The 13,272-nt window shown below is 66.3% G+C and carries 13 protein-coding genes and 2 pseudogenes; 10 read left to right on the plus strand and 5 right to left on the minus strand.

Features of this window, described 5'->3' with window-relative positions; all coding sequences use genetic code 11:
* The first annotated feature begins 150 nt into the window (after positions 1–150).
* A complete protein-coding gene (locus OG747_RS08135; RefSeq protein ID WP_190172138.1) occupies positions 151–594 on the plus strand; it encodes a VOC family protein in 444 nt (147 codons plus the stop codon).
* A gap of 170 nt (positions 595–764) precedes the next feature.
* Here OG747_RS08135 and OG747_RS08140 read toward each other — a convergent pair whose 3' ends face one another.
* Positions 765–1,592: an alpha/beta fold hydrolase gene (locus OG747_RS08140; protein WP_190172137.1), complete on the minus strand. Its 828-nt coding sequence runs from the start codon at positions 1,590–1,592 to the stop codon at positions 765–767.
* A gap of 462 nt (positions 1,593–2,054) precedes the next feature.
* Here OG747_RS08140 and OG747_RS08145 point away from each other — a divergent pair, with 462 nt between their 5' ends.
* The 5 genes and pseudogenes from OG747_RS08145 (at position 2,055) to OG747_RS08165 (ending at position 7,729) form a co-directional block, all read left to right on the plus strand.
* Positions 2,055–2,264: an FAD-dependent monooxygenase gene (locus OG747_RS08145; RefSeq protein ID WP_405885477.1), complete on the plus strand. Its 210-nt coding sequence runs from the start codon at positions 2,055–2,057 to the stop codon at positions 2,262–2,264.
* 511 nt (positions 2,265–2,775) lie between these two features.
* Complete coding sequence (locus OG747_RS08150; protein ID WP_405878605.1) at positions 2,776–3,510, plus strand: beta-phosphoglucomutase family hydrolase; 735 nt, start codon at positions 2,776–2,778, stop codon at positions 3,508–3,510.
* The gene (locus OG747_RS08155) at positions 3,507–5,870 is read left to right on the plus strand and encodes a glycoside hydrolase family 65 protein (RefSeq protein ID WP_405878606.1); all 2,364 of its coding nucleotides are present in this window, start codon (positions 3,507–3,509) and stop codon (positions 5,868–5,870) included. Before OG747_RS08150 ends, OG747_RS08155 begins: the two co-directional genes overlap by 4 nt.
* Positions 5,871–6,033: 163 nt before the next feature.
* Positions 6,034–6,827 (plus strand): annotated as a pseudogene (locus OG747_RS08160) (IS5 family transposase); the annotation flags it as partial.
* A 275-nt stretch (positions 6,828–7,102) separates the two neighbouring features.
* Positions 7,103–7,729, plus strand: coding sequence for a transposase family protein (locus tag OG747_RS08165; RefSeq protein WP_405878607.1), 627 nt, complete (start codon positions 7,103–7,105; stop codon positions 7,727–7,729).
* A gap of 56 nt (positions 7,730–7,785) precedes the next feature.
* On the opposite strand, the gene OG747_RS08170 is transcribed toward OG747_RS08165, so the two are convergent.
* The 3 genes from OG747_RS08170 to cynS all read right to left on the minus strand — a co-directional run bounded on the left by OG747_RS08170 (position 7,786) and on the right by cynS (position 9,133).
* On the minus strand, positions 7,786–7,998 hold the full coding sequence (locus tag OG747_RS08170; protein WP_405878608.1) for a hypothetical protein: 213 nt from the start codon (positions 7,996–7,998) through the stop codon (positions 7,786–7,788).
* A gap of 142 nt (positions 7,999–8,140) precedes the next feature.
* Positions 8,141–8,614, minus strand: coding sequence for a DUF1348 family protein (locus OG747_RS08175; RefSeq protein ID WP_405878609.1), 474 nt, complete (start codon positions 8,612–8,614; stop codon positions 8,141–8,143).
* A 75-nt stretch (positions 8,615–8,689) separates the two neighbouring features.
* Positions 8,690–9,133, minus strand: coding sequence for a cyanase (gene cynS / locus OG747_RS08180; RefSeq protein WP_405878610.1), 444 nt, complete (start codon positions 9,131–9,133; stop codon positions 8,690–8,692).
* 1,208 nt (positions 9,134–10,341) lie between these two features.
* Here cynS and OG747_RS08185 point away from each other — a divergent pair.
* The 4 genes and pseudogenes from OG747_RS08185 (at position 10,342) to OG747_RS08200 (ending at position 12,691) form a co-directional block, all read left to right on the plus strand.
* Positions 10,342–10,611, plus strand: a complete 270-nt coding sequence (locus OG747_RS08185; RefSeq protein ID WP_190169633.1) for an AlpA family transcriptional regulator — start codon at positions 10,342–10,344, stop codon at positions 10,609–10,611.
* Between the two features lie 110 nt (positions 10,612–10,721).
* Positions 10,722–12,056 (plus strand): tyrosine-type recombinase/integrase, encoded by a 1,335-nt coding sequence (locus OG747_RS08190; protein WP_405878611.1) that lies wholly within the window; start codon positions 10,722–10,724, stop codon positions 12,054–12,056.
* Between the two features lie 35 nt (positions 12,057–12,091).
* Positions 12,092–12,208, plus strand: a pseudogene (locus tag OG747_RS08195) (3-hydroxyacyl-CoA dehydrogenase family protein); the annotation flags it as partial.
* 225 nt (positions 12,209–12,433) lie between these two features.
* Positions 12,434–12,691, plus strand: coding sequence for a hypothetical protein (locus tag OG747_RS08200; protein ID WP_405878612.1), 258 nt, complete (start codon positions 12,434–12,436; stop codon positions 12,689–12,691).
* 31 nt (positions 12,692–12,722) lie between these two features.
* Here the strand turns inward: OG747_RS08200 and OG747_RS08205 are convergent, their stop codons facing one another.
* Positions 12,723–13,268, minus strand: coding sequence for an NUDIX hydrolase (locus OG747_RS08205; RefSeq protein ID WP_405878613.1), 546 nt, complete (start codon positions 13,266–13,268; stop codon positions 12,723–12,725).
* Between the last annotated feature and the right edge of the window lie 4 nt (positions 13,269–13,272).

Genomic DNA, 13,272 nt, shown 5'->3' on the forward strand with positions numbered 1-13,272 from the left:
CGGATTCGCTATTGCAAGTAGACGTCGGGTCGGCGGCAGACGGGCACAGACTGTTCCGCTGCACGGCACAGAGAAGCCGGGCGGAATGCGCGAGGGGTCTCGCGTGCCCCACCGCAAACGCCTGCACCCGCCCAACGAAAAGTGATCACCATGACCACCGCTGCCCAGCCGCCCTTCCCCTACAGCCTCCACAACGTGACGATCTCCGTCAGTGACCTCGACGCGTCGATCCAGTGGTGGAACCGGGTGTTCGGCCTCACCCTGCTGGCGAAGTCCCGCTTCGACGCCATCGGAGCGGACGTCGCCTTCCTGGAGGGCCCCGGGTTCCGGCTCGAGCTCCTCCAGCCCGCGGACGGTGTGCGGATCCCCGAACTGACGGCAGAGCCCCCCGCCCACATCCGCCCGATCGGCAACAAGGCCCTGGTCTTCCGCGTCGAGGACCTCGCCAGCGTGACCCGCACCTTCCGTGACCTGGGCGTGACGACCGTCTGGGAGCAGATGGACCTCGGCGACGGCAGCATCTCGACCGCGATCCGCGACAACGACGGAAACCTCATCAACGTCTTCCAGCAGGGCGCAAGCCCGATCGGCTGACACGGCGAACCGATCGCCCAGGCTGCCGAGCCAGTTTCAGGCGCTCCGGACATGGTTGCCCAGGACATCTTTGAACCGTCCCTCCCGGGCGGCCAATTTACAGCGCCACTGGCCGGCAGCGTCCTGGGTTAACGGCAGCGCCGCCGTTGACCCAGGACCGGGGGACGGCGCTAACTACGCGCGAACTCAAGCAGGTCTCTGTTGAAGATCTCGGCGTACTTGGGCACCATCGCAAGGCCATGAGGTGCGCCCTCGTAGACCTTGTACTGCGCGTCCTTGACGATCTTGGATGATTTGGCGCCCGCGGAGACGATGGGCACGATCTGGTCGTCGTCGCCGTGCACGATCAGTGTCGGCACATCGACCTTCTTCAGGTCCTCGGTCGTGTCCGTCTCGGAGAACGCCTTGATGCAGTCGTAGGCGCCCTTGATGCCGACGGTCATGCTCCAGAGCCAGAATTCGTCACGCGTTCCCTGGGAGACGGTCGAGCCCTCACGGTTGGCACCGTAGAACGGGGCACTGAGGTCCTTGTAGTACTGCGAGCGGTCCGTGAGCACACCCTGGCGGATCTCGTCGAATACCTCGATCGGCAGGCCCTCGGGGTTGGCTTCCGTCTTCAGCATCAGCGGCGGGATGGCGCCGAGCAGGACCAGTTTGGCGACCCGTGCCGTGCCGTGCCGGCCGATGTAGCGGGTGACTTCGCCGCCGCCGGTGGAGTGCCCGACCAGGATGATGTCCCGCAGGTCTTCGGTTTCGATGACCGCGGCCAGGTCGTCGGCGTAGGTGTCGAGGTTGTTGCCGTCCCAGGGCTGACCGGAGCGGCCGCCACCGCGCCGGTCGTGAGCGATGGCGCGGAATCCGTTGTCCACCATGAGCTTCATCTGGGGGTCCCAGGCGTCGGCGGTGAGCGGCCAGCCGTGGGAGAAGACGACGGGTTGGCCCGAGCCCCAGTCCTTGTAGAAGATCTGCGTGCCGTCCTCGGCGGTGGCGAAGGGCATGGTTGCGCTCCTCTCGATGTCCGCTCGCGGGCCCCTTACGTCATGCCCTCCGGGGATGTGACGGGAAAGCGGCGCCGCATGAGGTCAACATTAATTGCGGGGCAGCGATTCAGCGCGTCTGGAAACACCGCTTCGGTACGAGTGGGACGGCCGTTGCCTGACAGGCGAGGAAGTGGTCTGTCTCGTACGGTGGTCCTTACATGCCGCGGGCACATCCACGGTCAGGAGAATTCACCGGTTACGCCACTCGAGTGAGCTCCCGGGCACAGTCACCCACCCGCCCTGAACATCACCACCGGTGGCGGGCGGCAGCCAGGTGATCACGGGTCGTTACTACTCGTTCTGTGACACGCGGAGGGCAGGACATGGGATCCGACGTTGACGTGCTGGTCGTCGGTGCTGGTCCAGCGGGGTTGCTGCTCGCAGGTGACCTTAGCCGAGGCCGGAGTGCGCTGCACCGTCGTGGAACGGCGAGAAGGGGAATCCCAGCTGACTCGCGCATTCGCCGTTCACGCCCGAACGATGGAGCAACTGGACGCCCGCGGCCTTGCCGACGACCTGCTGATGACCGGCCTCCGCAACCCGATCCTGCAATTCCTGCGGATCGATCTGTCGCACCTGCCGACCCGTTACCCCCACGTGCTCGTGAAATGCGTTTCCCTCCCCGGCTGAAGCCGGGGATACCCACACAAGATCAGGGATGGCATGGCCGCCGGCCATGGACGATTGGTTTCGGCAGACAGGCAGGCAGTGGGGGGCGCGGTTCGATTGAGGGCCCGTCGGCGCGCAACAGCTCCCGGCAGATGTCGCGTATCTGGCGGTCGTCGACGTGTTGTCCTTCACGGCTCGGTGGAAGTGGAGTCCGGGACGCGGGTCTTCCGAGCGATGCCCGGCGGGCAGCCTGCGCCCCGCGCAGGAGGACCTCGTCGGCCGCGACCGACGGCCCGGCCAACGCCACCATCGCCCGCGAGCTACGTGTGCACTATGTGGAGGGACTGATGCACCCCGGCGGTCCCGGGGTACTCGTCTGTTGCACCCGGCCGGAACCGGGAGGATCGTAATTCATGGGCACGGGCGGAGCCGGGAAGTTGCCGCACGCCGGACAAGGCCCCCAGCGCAGAGCGGCAAAACATCACAATGCTCTCTGCCGAGCCGGTCACGTTCTCCGGGGAGGGTGTACTCAATGACCCCGTACGGCCTGCCGGAATCGGTTGAAGCGTGCCTGTTCGATCTGGACGGTGTCATCACGAAGACGGCCGTCATACATGCGGCTGCCTGGAAGCAGACGTTCGACGACTTCCTCCTCCGGCACGACGGATCCGGCTTCACGCCGTTTGACGCCACCCAGGACTATGACGAGTACGTGGACGGAAGGCCGCGCACCGACGGGGTGCGCAGCTTCCTCGCCTCGCGCGGTATCAAGCTCCCCGAGGGCTCCCCGGACGACGAGGGGGATACGGTGCAGGGGCTAGGGAATCGCAAGAACGATCTATTGCTGGAGAAGATCCGCACGAAAGGTGCCGAATCATACCCGGGCACCATGCGCTATATCCGGACGGTCCGGCAGCACGGACTGAAGACAGGCGTTGTGTCCTCCAGCGCGAATTGCCGGGAGATCCTGGTGTCGGTGGGGGCCGAAGCGCTGTTTGACGTTCGCATCGACGGGCTGGTTGCCGCGGAGCGCGGGCTTCCCGGCAAACCGCATCCCGATACGTTCCTGGCCGCCGCCCATGACCTGGGCGTCACAGCCCGGGTGTCGGCTGTTTTCGAGGACGCACTCGCCGGGATGGACGCCGGCCGGTCGGGCCACTTCGGCTATGTCGTAGGGGTCGACCGGGTCGGCCAGGCGGACGCCCTGCGCGCCCACGGCGCTGACATCGTCGTGCAGGACCTCGCGGAGCTGGAGCGCCGGGGATGATCACAGACACTTGTTTCGCCGTCGACCCCTGGGCCCTGAAGGAAACGCCTCTCAACTTGGATCTGCTGCCACAGAGCGAATCGGTCTTCGCGCTCTCCAACGGTCATGTCGGCTGGCGCGGAAACCTGGACGAGGGCGAGCCTCACGGGCTGCCCGGCTCCTACCTCAACGGCCTTCACGAGTTGCACCCGTTGCCCTACGCGGAAGGAGGATACGGCTACCCCGAGTCCGGCCAGACCGCGATCAACGTCACCAACGGCAAAATTCTGCGGTTGCTGGTCGACGACGAGCCCTTCGACCTGCGCTACGGCAGGCTCCGCGCTCACGAGCGTGTGCTGGACCTGCGTGCCGGTCTTCTCCACCGCAGCTGTACGTGGACCTCGCCGGCGGGCCACACGGTCCGGGTGCGCTCCACTCGGATGGTCTCCTTCACCCAGCGCTCCATCGCCGCCGTCGCCTACGAAGTCGAAGCGGTCGACATCCCAGTGCGCATCGTGGTGCAGTCCGAACTCGTCGCCAACGAACAACTTCCCGCAGTCGCAGGCGATCCCCGCGCCGCTGCGGCCCTGGAGTCACCACTCGATGCGGAAGAGAACCAAGCGCTGGGAAGCCGTCTGAGTCTGATCCACTGCACGCGCAACAGCAAGCTGCGGGTCGCGGCCGCAGCCGACCACACCGTACGGGGGCCCGCGCAGACGCAGACCAGTGTCGAGAGCAACGACGATGTCGCGCGCCTGACGGTCACATCGCTGCTGGCCCCCGGCCAGAAGCTGAGGATCAACAAGCTGGTCGCCTACGGCTGGTCACGCATCCGTTCCTTGCCCGCCGTACGGGACCAGGTGGAAGCCGCGCTCGCAGCAGCCGGCAGCACCGGCTGGCAAGGACTGGTGGACGAGCAGCGGCACTACCTGGACGAGTTCTGGGCACGCTCCGATGTCGAAGTTGACGGAGACGAGGAAATCCAGCAAGCCGTGCGGTTCGCGCTGTTCCACGTGCTGCAAGCCGGCGCCCGCGCCGAGCAGCGGGCCATCCCCGCCAAGGGGCTGACCGGCACCGGCTACGACGGCCACTCATTCTGGGACACCGAGACCTTCGTCCTGCCGCTGCTCACCTACACCTCGCCCGGAGCCGTCGCCGAGGCGCTGCGCTGGCGGCAAAGCACCCTGCCAGCGGCCCGGGACCGGGCGCGGCAGCTCGGGCTGCGCGGAGCAGCATTCCCATGGCAGACTATCGACGGTTCGGAGTGCACCGCCTACTGGCCGGCCGGCACTGCCGCGTTCCATGTCAACGCCGATATCGCGGACGCCGTCATCCGCTACGTCTCCGCCACCGGCGACCAGGACTTCGAGCAGACCAGTGGGGTGGAGCTCCTCGTGGAGACGGCCCGGCTGTGGATGTCGCTGGGCCATCACGACCACCGCGGCACCTTCCACATCGACGGCGTGACCGGTCCGGACGAGTACAGCGCGGTCACCGACGACAACGCCTACACCAACCTCATGGCCGCCAAGAACCTGCGCGGAGCGGCCGACAGCGCCGAACGCCGCCCCCACCAGGCGGCGGCTCTTGGCGTGGACGACGAGGAGACAGCAGCCTGGCGCGACGCCGCGGAAGCCATGCACCTGCCCTACAACGACGAACTGCAGGTGCACGAGCAGCATGCCGGGTTCACCCGCCACCAGCCGTGGGATTTCGCCGCCACCCGGCCCGACCAGTACCCCTTGCTGATGCACTTCCCCTACTTTGACATCTACCGCAAGCAGGTGGTGAAGCAGGCGGATCTGGTGCTGGCCATGTACACGTGCGACCAGTCTTTCGACACCGAGCAAAAGGCCCGCAACTTCGCCTACTACGAACCGCTGACGGTCCGCGACTCGTCACTGTCCGCATGCTGCCAAGCGGTCATAGCAGCGGAGGTCTGCCATGAACACCTTGCCTACGACTATGTCGTAGAAGCGGCACTGATGGACCTGAATGACCTGGAGAACAACACTCGGGACGGGCTGCACATCGCCTCACTGGCCGGAACCTGGATGGCCCTGGTCTGCGGCTTCGGAGGCATGCGCCACAACGGCGACACGCTGTCGTTCATGCCCCGACTACCCGAGAATCTCAGCCGGCTCACCTTCCACATGGGGATCTGGGGCCGCCGCCTGCGCGTGGAGATCAAGACAGAGAACGTCACCTACACCCTGCTGGCCGGCACAACGATGACAGTCCGGCACCACGGCGAAGCACTCACCCTCACCGTCGGCTCCCCTGTGACCCGCCCCGTCCCCGACTCAACCGTGCGCCCAACCCCCGAACAGCCGCAGGGCCGCCGCCCCGGTCACCCCCGGCAGCAACGCGGAGGGCAGTGAAAGTCGGGCGCCGACACACAGCCAAACGACTCCTCGCACTCACTGAGCAGGACACGATCTCAGAAGCGGTATGTGAGTTGGTAGGTGATTTGCCGTCACCTGAATGTGTGGGACTGCGGCATCCCTGCCGGTCGGCGGGCTTGGGCGTGCTGGGCTGAACACTGTGAGCGAGCGCAAGCCCTACAACACCGACCTGTCCGACGCACAGTGGGCGCTGATCGAGCCGGTCATCGCCGCGCGGAAGACCGCACACCAATCGGTCAGCGGCCACCAGGGCCGGTACGAGATACGGGAGATCGTCAACGCGCTCCTCTACCAGGGCCGCACCGGCTGCCAGTGGACCTGCTTCCGCACGACCTGCCGCCGCGTGGCGCGGTGATGTACTACTTCACCAAGTGGCGCGACGACGGCACCGACCAGACCATCCACGACCTGCTGCGCTGGCAGGTGCGGGAGAAAGCGCGGCGGAAGGCGGACCCGAGCCTGGTGGTGCTCGGCCCAGAGCGTGGACGCCGCGGCCGGGGTGCCCGCTCAGTCGACGGGGCGTAATGCGGCAGAAAAGTACCGGGCCGCAAGCGCGGCCTGGCCGTTGACGTGTTGGGCCTGGTGATCGCGGTGGTGGTGCTCGCCGCGTCCGTGCACGACAACGCCGTCGGCATCGCGCTGCTGGACAGGGTCGTCGCCGACACCGACACCGTTCAGAAGGCCCTGGTCGACCAGGGCTTCAAGAACGCCGTCGTCGCGCACGGTCAGACGGTGGGCATCGAGGTGGAGATCGTCGAGCGCAACCCGGCCCGGACCGGGTTCGTGCCGATCCCCAAACGGTGGATCGTGGAGCGCGCATACGGGATCTTGATGCTGCACCGCAGGCTGGTGCGCGACTACGCGCACCAGCCGCGCAGTTCGGAGTCGCGGGTGTACTGGGCGATGACCACGGTGATACTGCGCCGGCTGACCGGGGCCACTGCACCTTTCCAGAGTGGTGTCATGTCGGCAGACCACCGACCTCCCCGAATGCACGGAGTCAACTTCTCCTCCCCACCATCCCCACAGACCGTTCACACCTCGGGGATGGCATGGACGCAGGGCTGATGCGTTCTCAGCCGACGAGATGGGCTGATCGCCTGCGTACGCGCCACCGTGGGTGGTCCGCCCGGTTCGGCAACGAGAGACGCGACCCCTGATGATCAAGGTTGTCGAAGCCTTTGATCACGAACAGGGGTCGCGTTCGCGTGCCATCCTCCTTGACCGGTGTCCTGCAGCGCCACTGCGAGGACATCGACTCCGCCTGCCCCGATCCGGAACCGCCGCAACTCATCTCCCTGGCCGAGACCTTGGGCCGGATACCCGATCCACGCCGGGTCCGGGGCCGCCGCTACCGCCTGGGCTGCCTGCTCGCGCTGTGTCTGATCGCCGTCCTCGGCGGAGCAACGTCCCTGACGGCCAACGCCCGCTTCGCCGCCGATACCGACTCCGACCTGCGCGAACCACTCGGACCGGCCTCCAGCACACCGAACGCCTCCACCCTGGGGCGACTCCTGTCCCGCCTGGACGGCGATGCCCTGAACGACACCGTGGGCGCGTGGCTCGCCCGGTACGCGGCCTACCCGGCCGCAGACGGCGAGACCGTGCGCGGATCCCGCACCGGCGGCACCGCCGTCCACCTGCTCGCCGCTGCACTGCACGCCTGCCAGACCGTGATCGCCCAGCGCCAGGTGGCCGCGAAGAGCAACGAAATCCCCGCCTTCCCCCCATTACTGAACCGGATCGCCCTGCGCGGAGTCGTCGTGAGCCTTGACGGGGAAGCGACTTGCATCGGTTCCGGGCCTCTTGGCCGCCCTCTCTGTCGCTTGCCGTAACGGCCAGGCGCCATGGACGAGGATCTTGTCGATGCTCTCGCAATTTTCCGGGACGATCACCGGCCACAGAGTCTTGAAGTAGTCGGGAACCTGTCGCGTCGCGTGCGCCGACCGGCCCGCGGCAGCATGCTTTGGTCTCCAGGCACAAACCAGTCGATCTCCTCGGCGAAGACGTCGGCGACCCGGTCGGCGTCGCCCTCACCGAGCAGCCGGAAAAACCTCCCCCCGGTCTCGCGGGCGCTGGCCTCCTGGGCTGTTTCATGAGTCATGAGTCATGACTCCTCCTTTTCGCCCCGGTGGTGCACCCCAGGATTCCGTCCGCGCCTCAGCTGAGGACGCGGCCGAGGAATCCGTGGATGTAGCCGCTGATGGCATCCAGGTGCGTCTCCAGGGCGAAGTGCCCGACGGACGTCAGAGGTCGAGTTCGCTCAAACCCGGGTGGTCGTCGGGGCGGCGGCCCAACGGCCAGTGGAACTTGCGCTCCGACTCCTTGATCGGAAGGTCGTTGATACAGGCGTAGCGCCGGCGCATCAGGCCGTTGTCGTCGAACTCCCAGTTCTCGTTGCCGTACGAGCGGTACCAGTTGCCCGAGTCGTCGTGGCACTCGTAGGCGAAGCGCACCGCGATCCGGTTGCCGTCGAAGGCCCACAGCTCCTTGATCAGCCGGTAGTCCAGCTCCCGCTTCCACTTGCGCGTGAGGAAGGCGACGATCTCCTCGCGGCCGTTGGCGAACTCGGCGCGATTCCGCCAGCGCGAGTCCACGGTGTAGGCGCCAGCGACCTTCTCCGGGTCGCGGGAGTTCCAGCCGTCCTCGGCCAGACGCACCTTCTCGATGGCCGTCTCCCGGCTGAACGGAGGAAACGGGGGGCGCGATTCGTCAGTCATGTCGACTCCTGACTCCGTGTCGTTGCCTTACAGAGGGGCGCGGATACCCGCAAGGGGAAAGCCCCGGCGCGCTGTTCACCACCGATAGGGCAGAAACTTACCATTGAGCACGATTTCCACCCGGTCGCCCTCAGGGTCCGGCACGCGCTTGATGTCCATGCGGAAGTTGATGGCACTCATGATCCCGTCGCCGAACTCCTCGTGGATGAGTTCCTTGAGGGTCGGCCCGTACACCTGGAGCGCCTCATACAGGCGGTACATCGTCGGGTCAGTGGGGACCGCGGCGCCCAGCGCCCCGCGAGTGGGCTGCAACTGGAGCGCCTTCACGACGTCTTGGCCCAGGCCCAGGGCGGACGCGGCGGCTTCGGCCTCCACGGCCCCCATCGGGTGCTGCCCCAGGAGGGCCGCCGTGGACCAGACGACCGGACGGCCGACCGCCTCTGCCAGCTGCGCCCAGGTCACACCGCGCTCGATCAGGGCGCTGCGGACCGCGTCCGCCGCTTCCTGCTTCGTCATCATCGTGATCCTCCCAGTACCGCTCCGCTGTGGTGAACGAGTTTCGGCGGGTCGGGGCCCGCCCCCGCGCCGACGCGGCTGTTCGGGTAGCACAGAGCCCTCGCCTGCGGCGTTGGCCCGACGAGTCCCCTGCCGCGGCATCAGGACCATCCCCTGCACTTGAACCGTACGGCGATCCCGTTGCCCACGCAGTCCCACGATCCCCAATGCAGACCAGTCCCGCGCACTGTCACCTTTATGGGTCAGGCACTCAGGACGCCCCGCGCGGCCGTCGCCGAACCGAAGGTGACAGTGCACGCGCCAGGGACCGGCGCGCTAGACGAGATACGGTCCTCGCGCTCACCGCCCTCTTGTACCGAGCGACAAACTCGCTCTAGTGCAGGGCACTAAAGGACGATATTTTTATATCGTCCGACGTGTCTGACTGTCGGCCACAATGCCGCTGGTCACGGCGTTTCCATCGGATAGCGCCTCAGGCAGCGAACGCCCCTTGGCGCGTGTACGGCGAAATTCCACCCGGATTCGACCCGGCCTACTGTTTCCACCGCGCCACATGCGCTCTGACCTGGGAATATATCGAATGGGAACAGAACTCGGCCACGACGCCGGGTTCTGTTCTACACGCCAACGGGATATCAGAGACGCTAACGAGCTCATGCTCGACGTCCGGCCCCCGGACCGCTTCCCTGCCGCCCGTGCCGCCGCCCGAAGCAATGGTAGGCGCCACCATCGAACACTGGACTTGGAGGGCCGAGGGAGGACAGTTCGGCCCCCACAAGGAACTGGCCACACAGATGAATTTTCGAACGATCTCCGTCTGTAGGGCCAGCAGCCCCAACTCCCGCGTCTCCGGGTCACCTCTGCCTGCGCGGAGAACACGTGGACCGATTGGCGGCCACATCACGGCAATGCCGCGGCTATCAGTCCGCCGCGGCTTCACCCGTCGCTGACGCTCACGGCAGTTCGCCTACGGCAGACGCCCATGACTTGAGACCTGCGCGGACACCATGCCAACGTACGGGTGCTGGCAAAACCGCAGCTCAACGGGAGGATGATCCAGCGCCTTGGACTGCTACGCCCGAGATCAACAGTCGCACCTCAGCACCCCCTGAGGCAGCCAATACGCGCGCTACCAGAATTTCCCGGTTTCACCAAGCCCAGACTTCTCCGGATCGTGAGGACATCAACGTTTCTGACCCTGGAGACCGGAGATGCACGACCAGATCGCGTCCACGCATGAAGCCGCGTTCTTGAACCTGAACAAGGCGGCGGAATATCTTGGCATTTCACCGAACACCCTGTATGTCTGGCGTCATCGACGGCAAGGTCCGCCGAGCTTCCGCATGGGCCGCCGCGTCATGTACAGGATCTCGGCGCTCAATGAGTGGGTCATAGCGCAGGAGCGGGCGGATTCACGCTCCAATGCCGCCCTCAATCCTCTCACCCAGAAGCCGATGAAGCGCGCAGTGCGCACTCCTTGAAGGCTACCCACGAGCCGGAAGGCGGTGCGTCGATCTTTCGGATTCCCGGCGCGCAACTTCCAACCATGCCATACGACCATACCCAACTGAGTTCATAGGAGAGCATTCCCTTGGCGGGGTACATAGAAGACCGCTGGCTCAAGAAGAAGCCCAACAAGGACACCGGTAAGCGGGAGCGAACTGTCCTATGGGGCCAGGGCAAGCGCTACCGGGTGAAGGGCATCCCGGGCGTCCGGGACCGCTCGTTCGACACGAGCGAGGACGCGAAGCAGTGGCTTGCCAAGGCGCAGACCGACACCACACGTGGCGAATTCGTCGACCCACGAGACGGGGCGATCCCCCTCGCCCAGTACATCGAGAAGCACTGGTGGCCGAGCCGATCGGACGAACCGTCGACCGCCGCCCCCATGCGCAGCAAGATCTGGAACCACATCATCCCGTTCCTGGGTGCAACGGCGCTCCGGGACATCGACGCTGCCGTGCTGCGCGTCTGGAAGGCCCAGCTGCTGACACGGGTCGAGGCGTCCACGGCCCAGGTGATCTGGATCCACCTTTCCACGATCCTCGAAGCCGCCGTAGACGACGGCCGCCTGGTCAAGAACCCCTGCAAGGCCAGCCGGACTGTCAAGGCGCCCAAACCTGCGAAGAGGAAGGCCAAGGCATGGGCCAGGCTGACCGTGGATGCCGTCCGGGCGGGCCTCCAGGATCGATACCGCATTGCGGTGGACCTCGGTGTCGGCCTCGGCCTGCGCCAAGGCGAGGCGTTCGGCCTCGGCGAGGAGGACTTGGACTTCGATGCCGGTGTCGTACGCGTCCGCCGACAGCTGCAGTGGGACGTCAAAGGAAGGCCGTACTTCTGCCTGCCCAAGGGCGGCAAAACGCGAGACGTTCCCCTCTCCCCCAACCTCGCCAAGCGTGTCCAGGACCACCTGCGCCGCTTCCCTTCGATCTCCTGCACGCTCCCGTGGCGCAACCCTGAGCCGCCGACGACCGAGCTGGAAGGGCGACAACGTAAACCGATCAGCGTCCGGCTGGTGCTGAGCTCCCCGCAGGCCAATCGAATCAACTACTCGATGTGGAGCAAGCGGAGCTGGCGGCCCGCACTCGCGGCGGCCGGTGTCGTGAAGAAGGTCGGCGACAAGGCTGAGACGTACGGAGGTCGCAGCCGTCGGTACTCCGTCTACGAACTCTCCCGCGAGGACATGTTCCACGTCCTCCGGCACACGTACGCGAGTACCCAGCTTGAGGCCGGCGAGTCGATCGTGAGCGTGTCTCAGTGGCTCGGGCATGCCTCGCCGCAGACCACGCTGACGCACTACGCTCACTTCATGCCCGGGGCGGGCAAGCGGGGCCTCGCCGCCATGGACGAGTGGTTCGATCGAGATCCACAACCGAATGTCCCTGAGAAGTCCCTGGACGCCCCACAGGCCCAGAACAGGCCATGAAACCGCAGGTGAGAGCGGTAATCACGCACACTGACAACGTGTACGAGGAGTACAAGGAGCCGCTGTACGCCGCTCCCCCGCTGCTCCAGCGCATGGTGGACGCGGGCCGGCTCGGCCGGAAGTCCGGCTCGGGCTTCTACACGTACGCCTGATTACGCACGGTCGCCCCCTTTCGTACCGTCGCCTGATCACGTACGGTGAAACTCAGGCGTACGCGGGCCCGGCACCCCTTTCGGTGCCGGGCCCGCGGCATTCACACGCCGTGTGCGCGCCGGGCCCGCATATGCCCCTCGCACACGCTCCCCACACGTCCACCAGGCGGGTTGACTTTCCGTGCGCATCCAAGGGATGCGACGACTACGGAAAGGAGCGGACCTGTGACCGCCGACCCGGAGCATCCCGTGGTCCAAGGAGAACTCGCAGAGTTACGCCGTCGCCTCGACGTGGCATACGCACGCGTCGAGGGAGGCCATGCCCTGCTCAGTCACCGCGCCGAACAGACCACCAAGGAGCTCGACGACCTGAGCGCACGGGTCGTCGCCCTGGAACACACCCGCTGGCCACTGCCCGCGATCGCGGCCCTCACGGCCGTGGGCGCACTCGCCGTGGCGGTCTGGCAGGCTCTCGGACACTAGCGTTCAGGACGCCGTGGGGGGATCGGATCGATCAGGGCAACGCGTCCTGCCCGAGCCTGAGGTGATGCAGGAGGAGTAGTGCGGCAGCCATATTGGCGGCCGGGACCTCGCCGCGGGCGACCAGATCGGGGACGACCTTGAGGGGAACCCATTCCCGACGGTCGGACTCGAAGTCGTCCACGGGGTGTCCGATGTACGTGCCTTCGTCGGCCCAGAAGATGTGGTGCCGGGCGTCGGTGAGCCCGTTGGAGGGCTCGACGCTCATCAGATGACGCAGGGGTCCCGGTCGCCAGCCGGTCTCCTCCTCCAGTTCGCGGGCCGCCGCGACGGCGATGTCCTCGCCGTCCTCGACGACGCCCGCCGCGAGCTCCCACCCCCAACTGTCGGTGATGAAACGGTGCCGCCACAGGAGCAGCACCTCATTGGCCTCGTTCACCACCGTGGCCACGGCCACGGGACGCAGACGTATCAAAAAGTGATCGAGGTGCCGACCGTCCGGCAGCTCGACATCTGCGAGATTGACGCTGAACCAGCGGTTCGCGTACACAATTTGTTCGTTCTGTTTCGTCCACTGCACGGTT

The organism is Streptomyces sp. NBC_01384 (assembly GCF_045040035.1).
Taxonomy (GTDB): domain Bacteria; phylum Actinomycetota; class Actinomycetes; order Streptomycetales; family Streptomycetaceae; genus Streptomyces.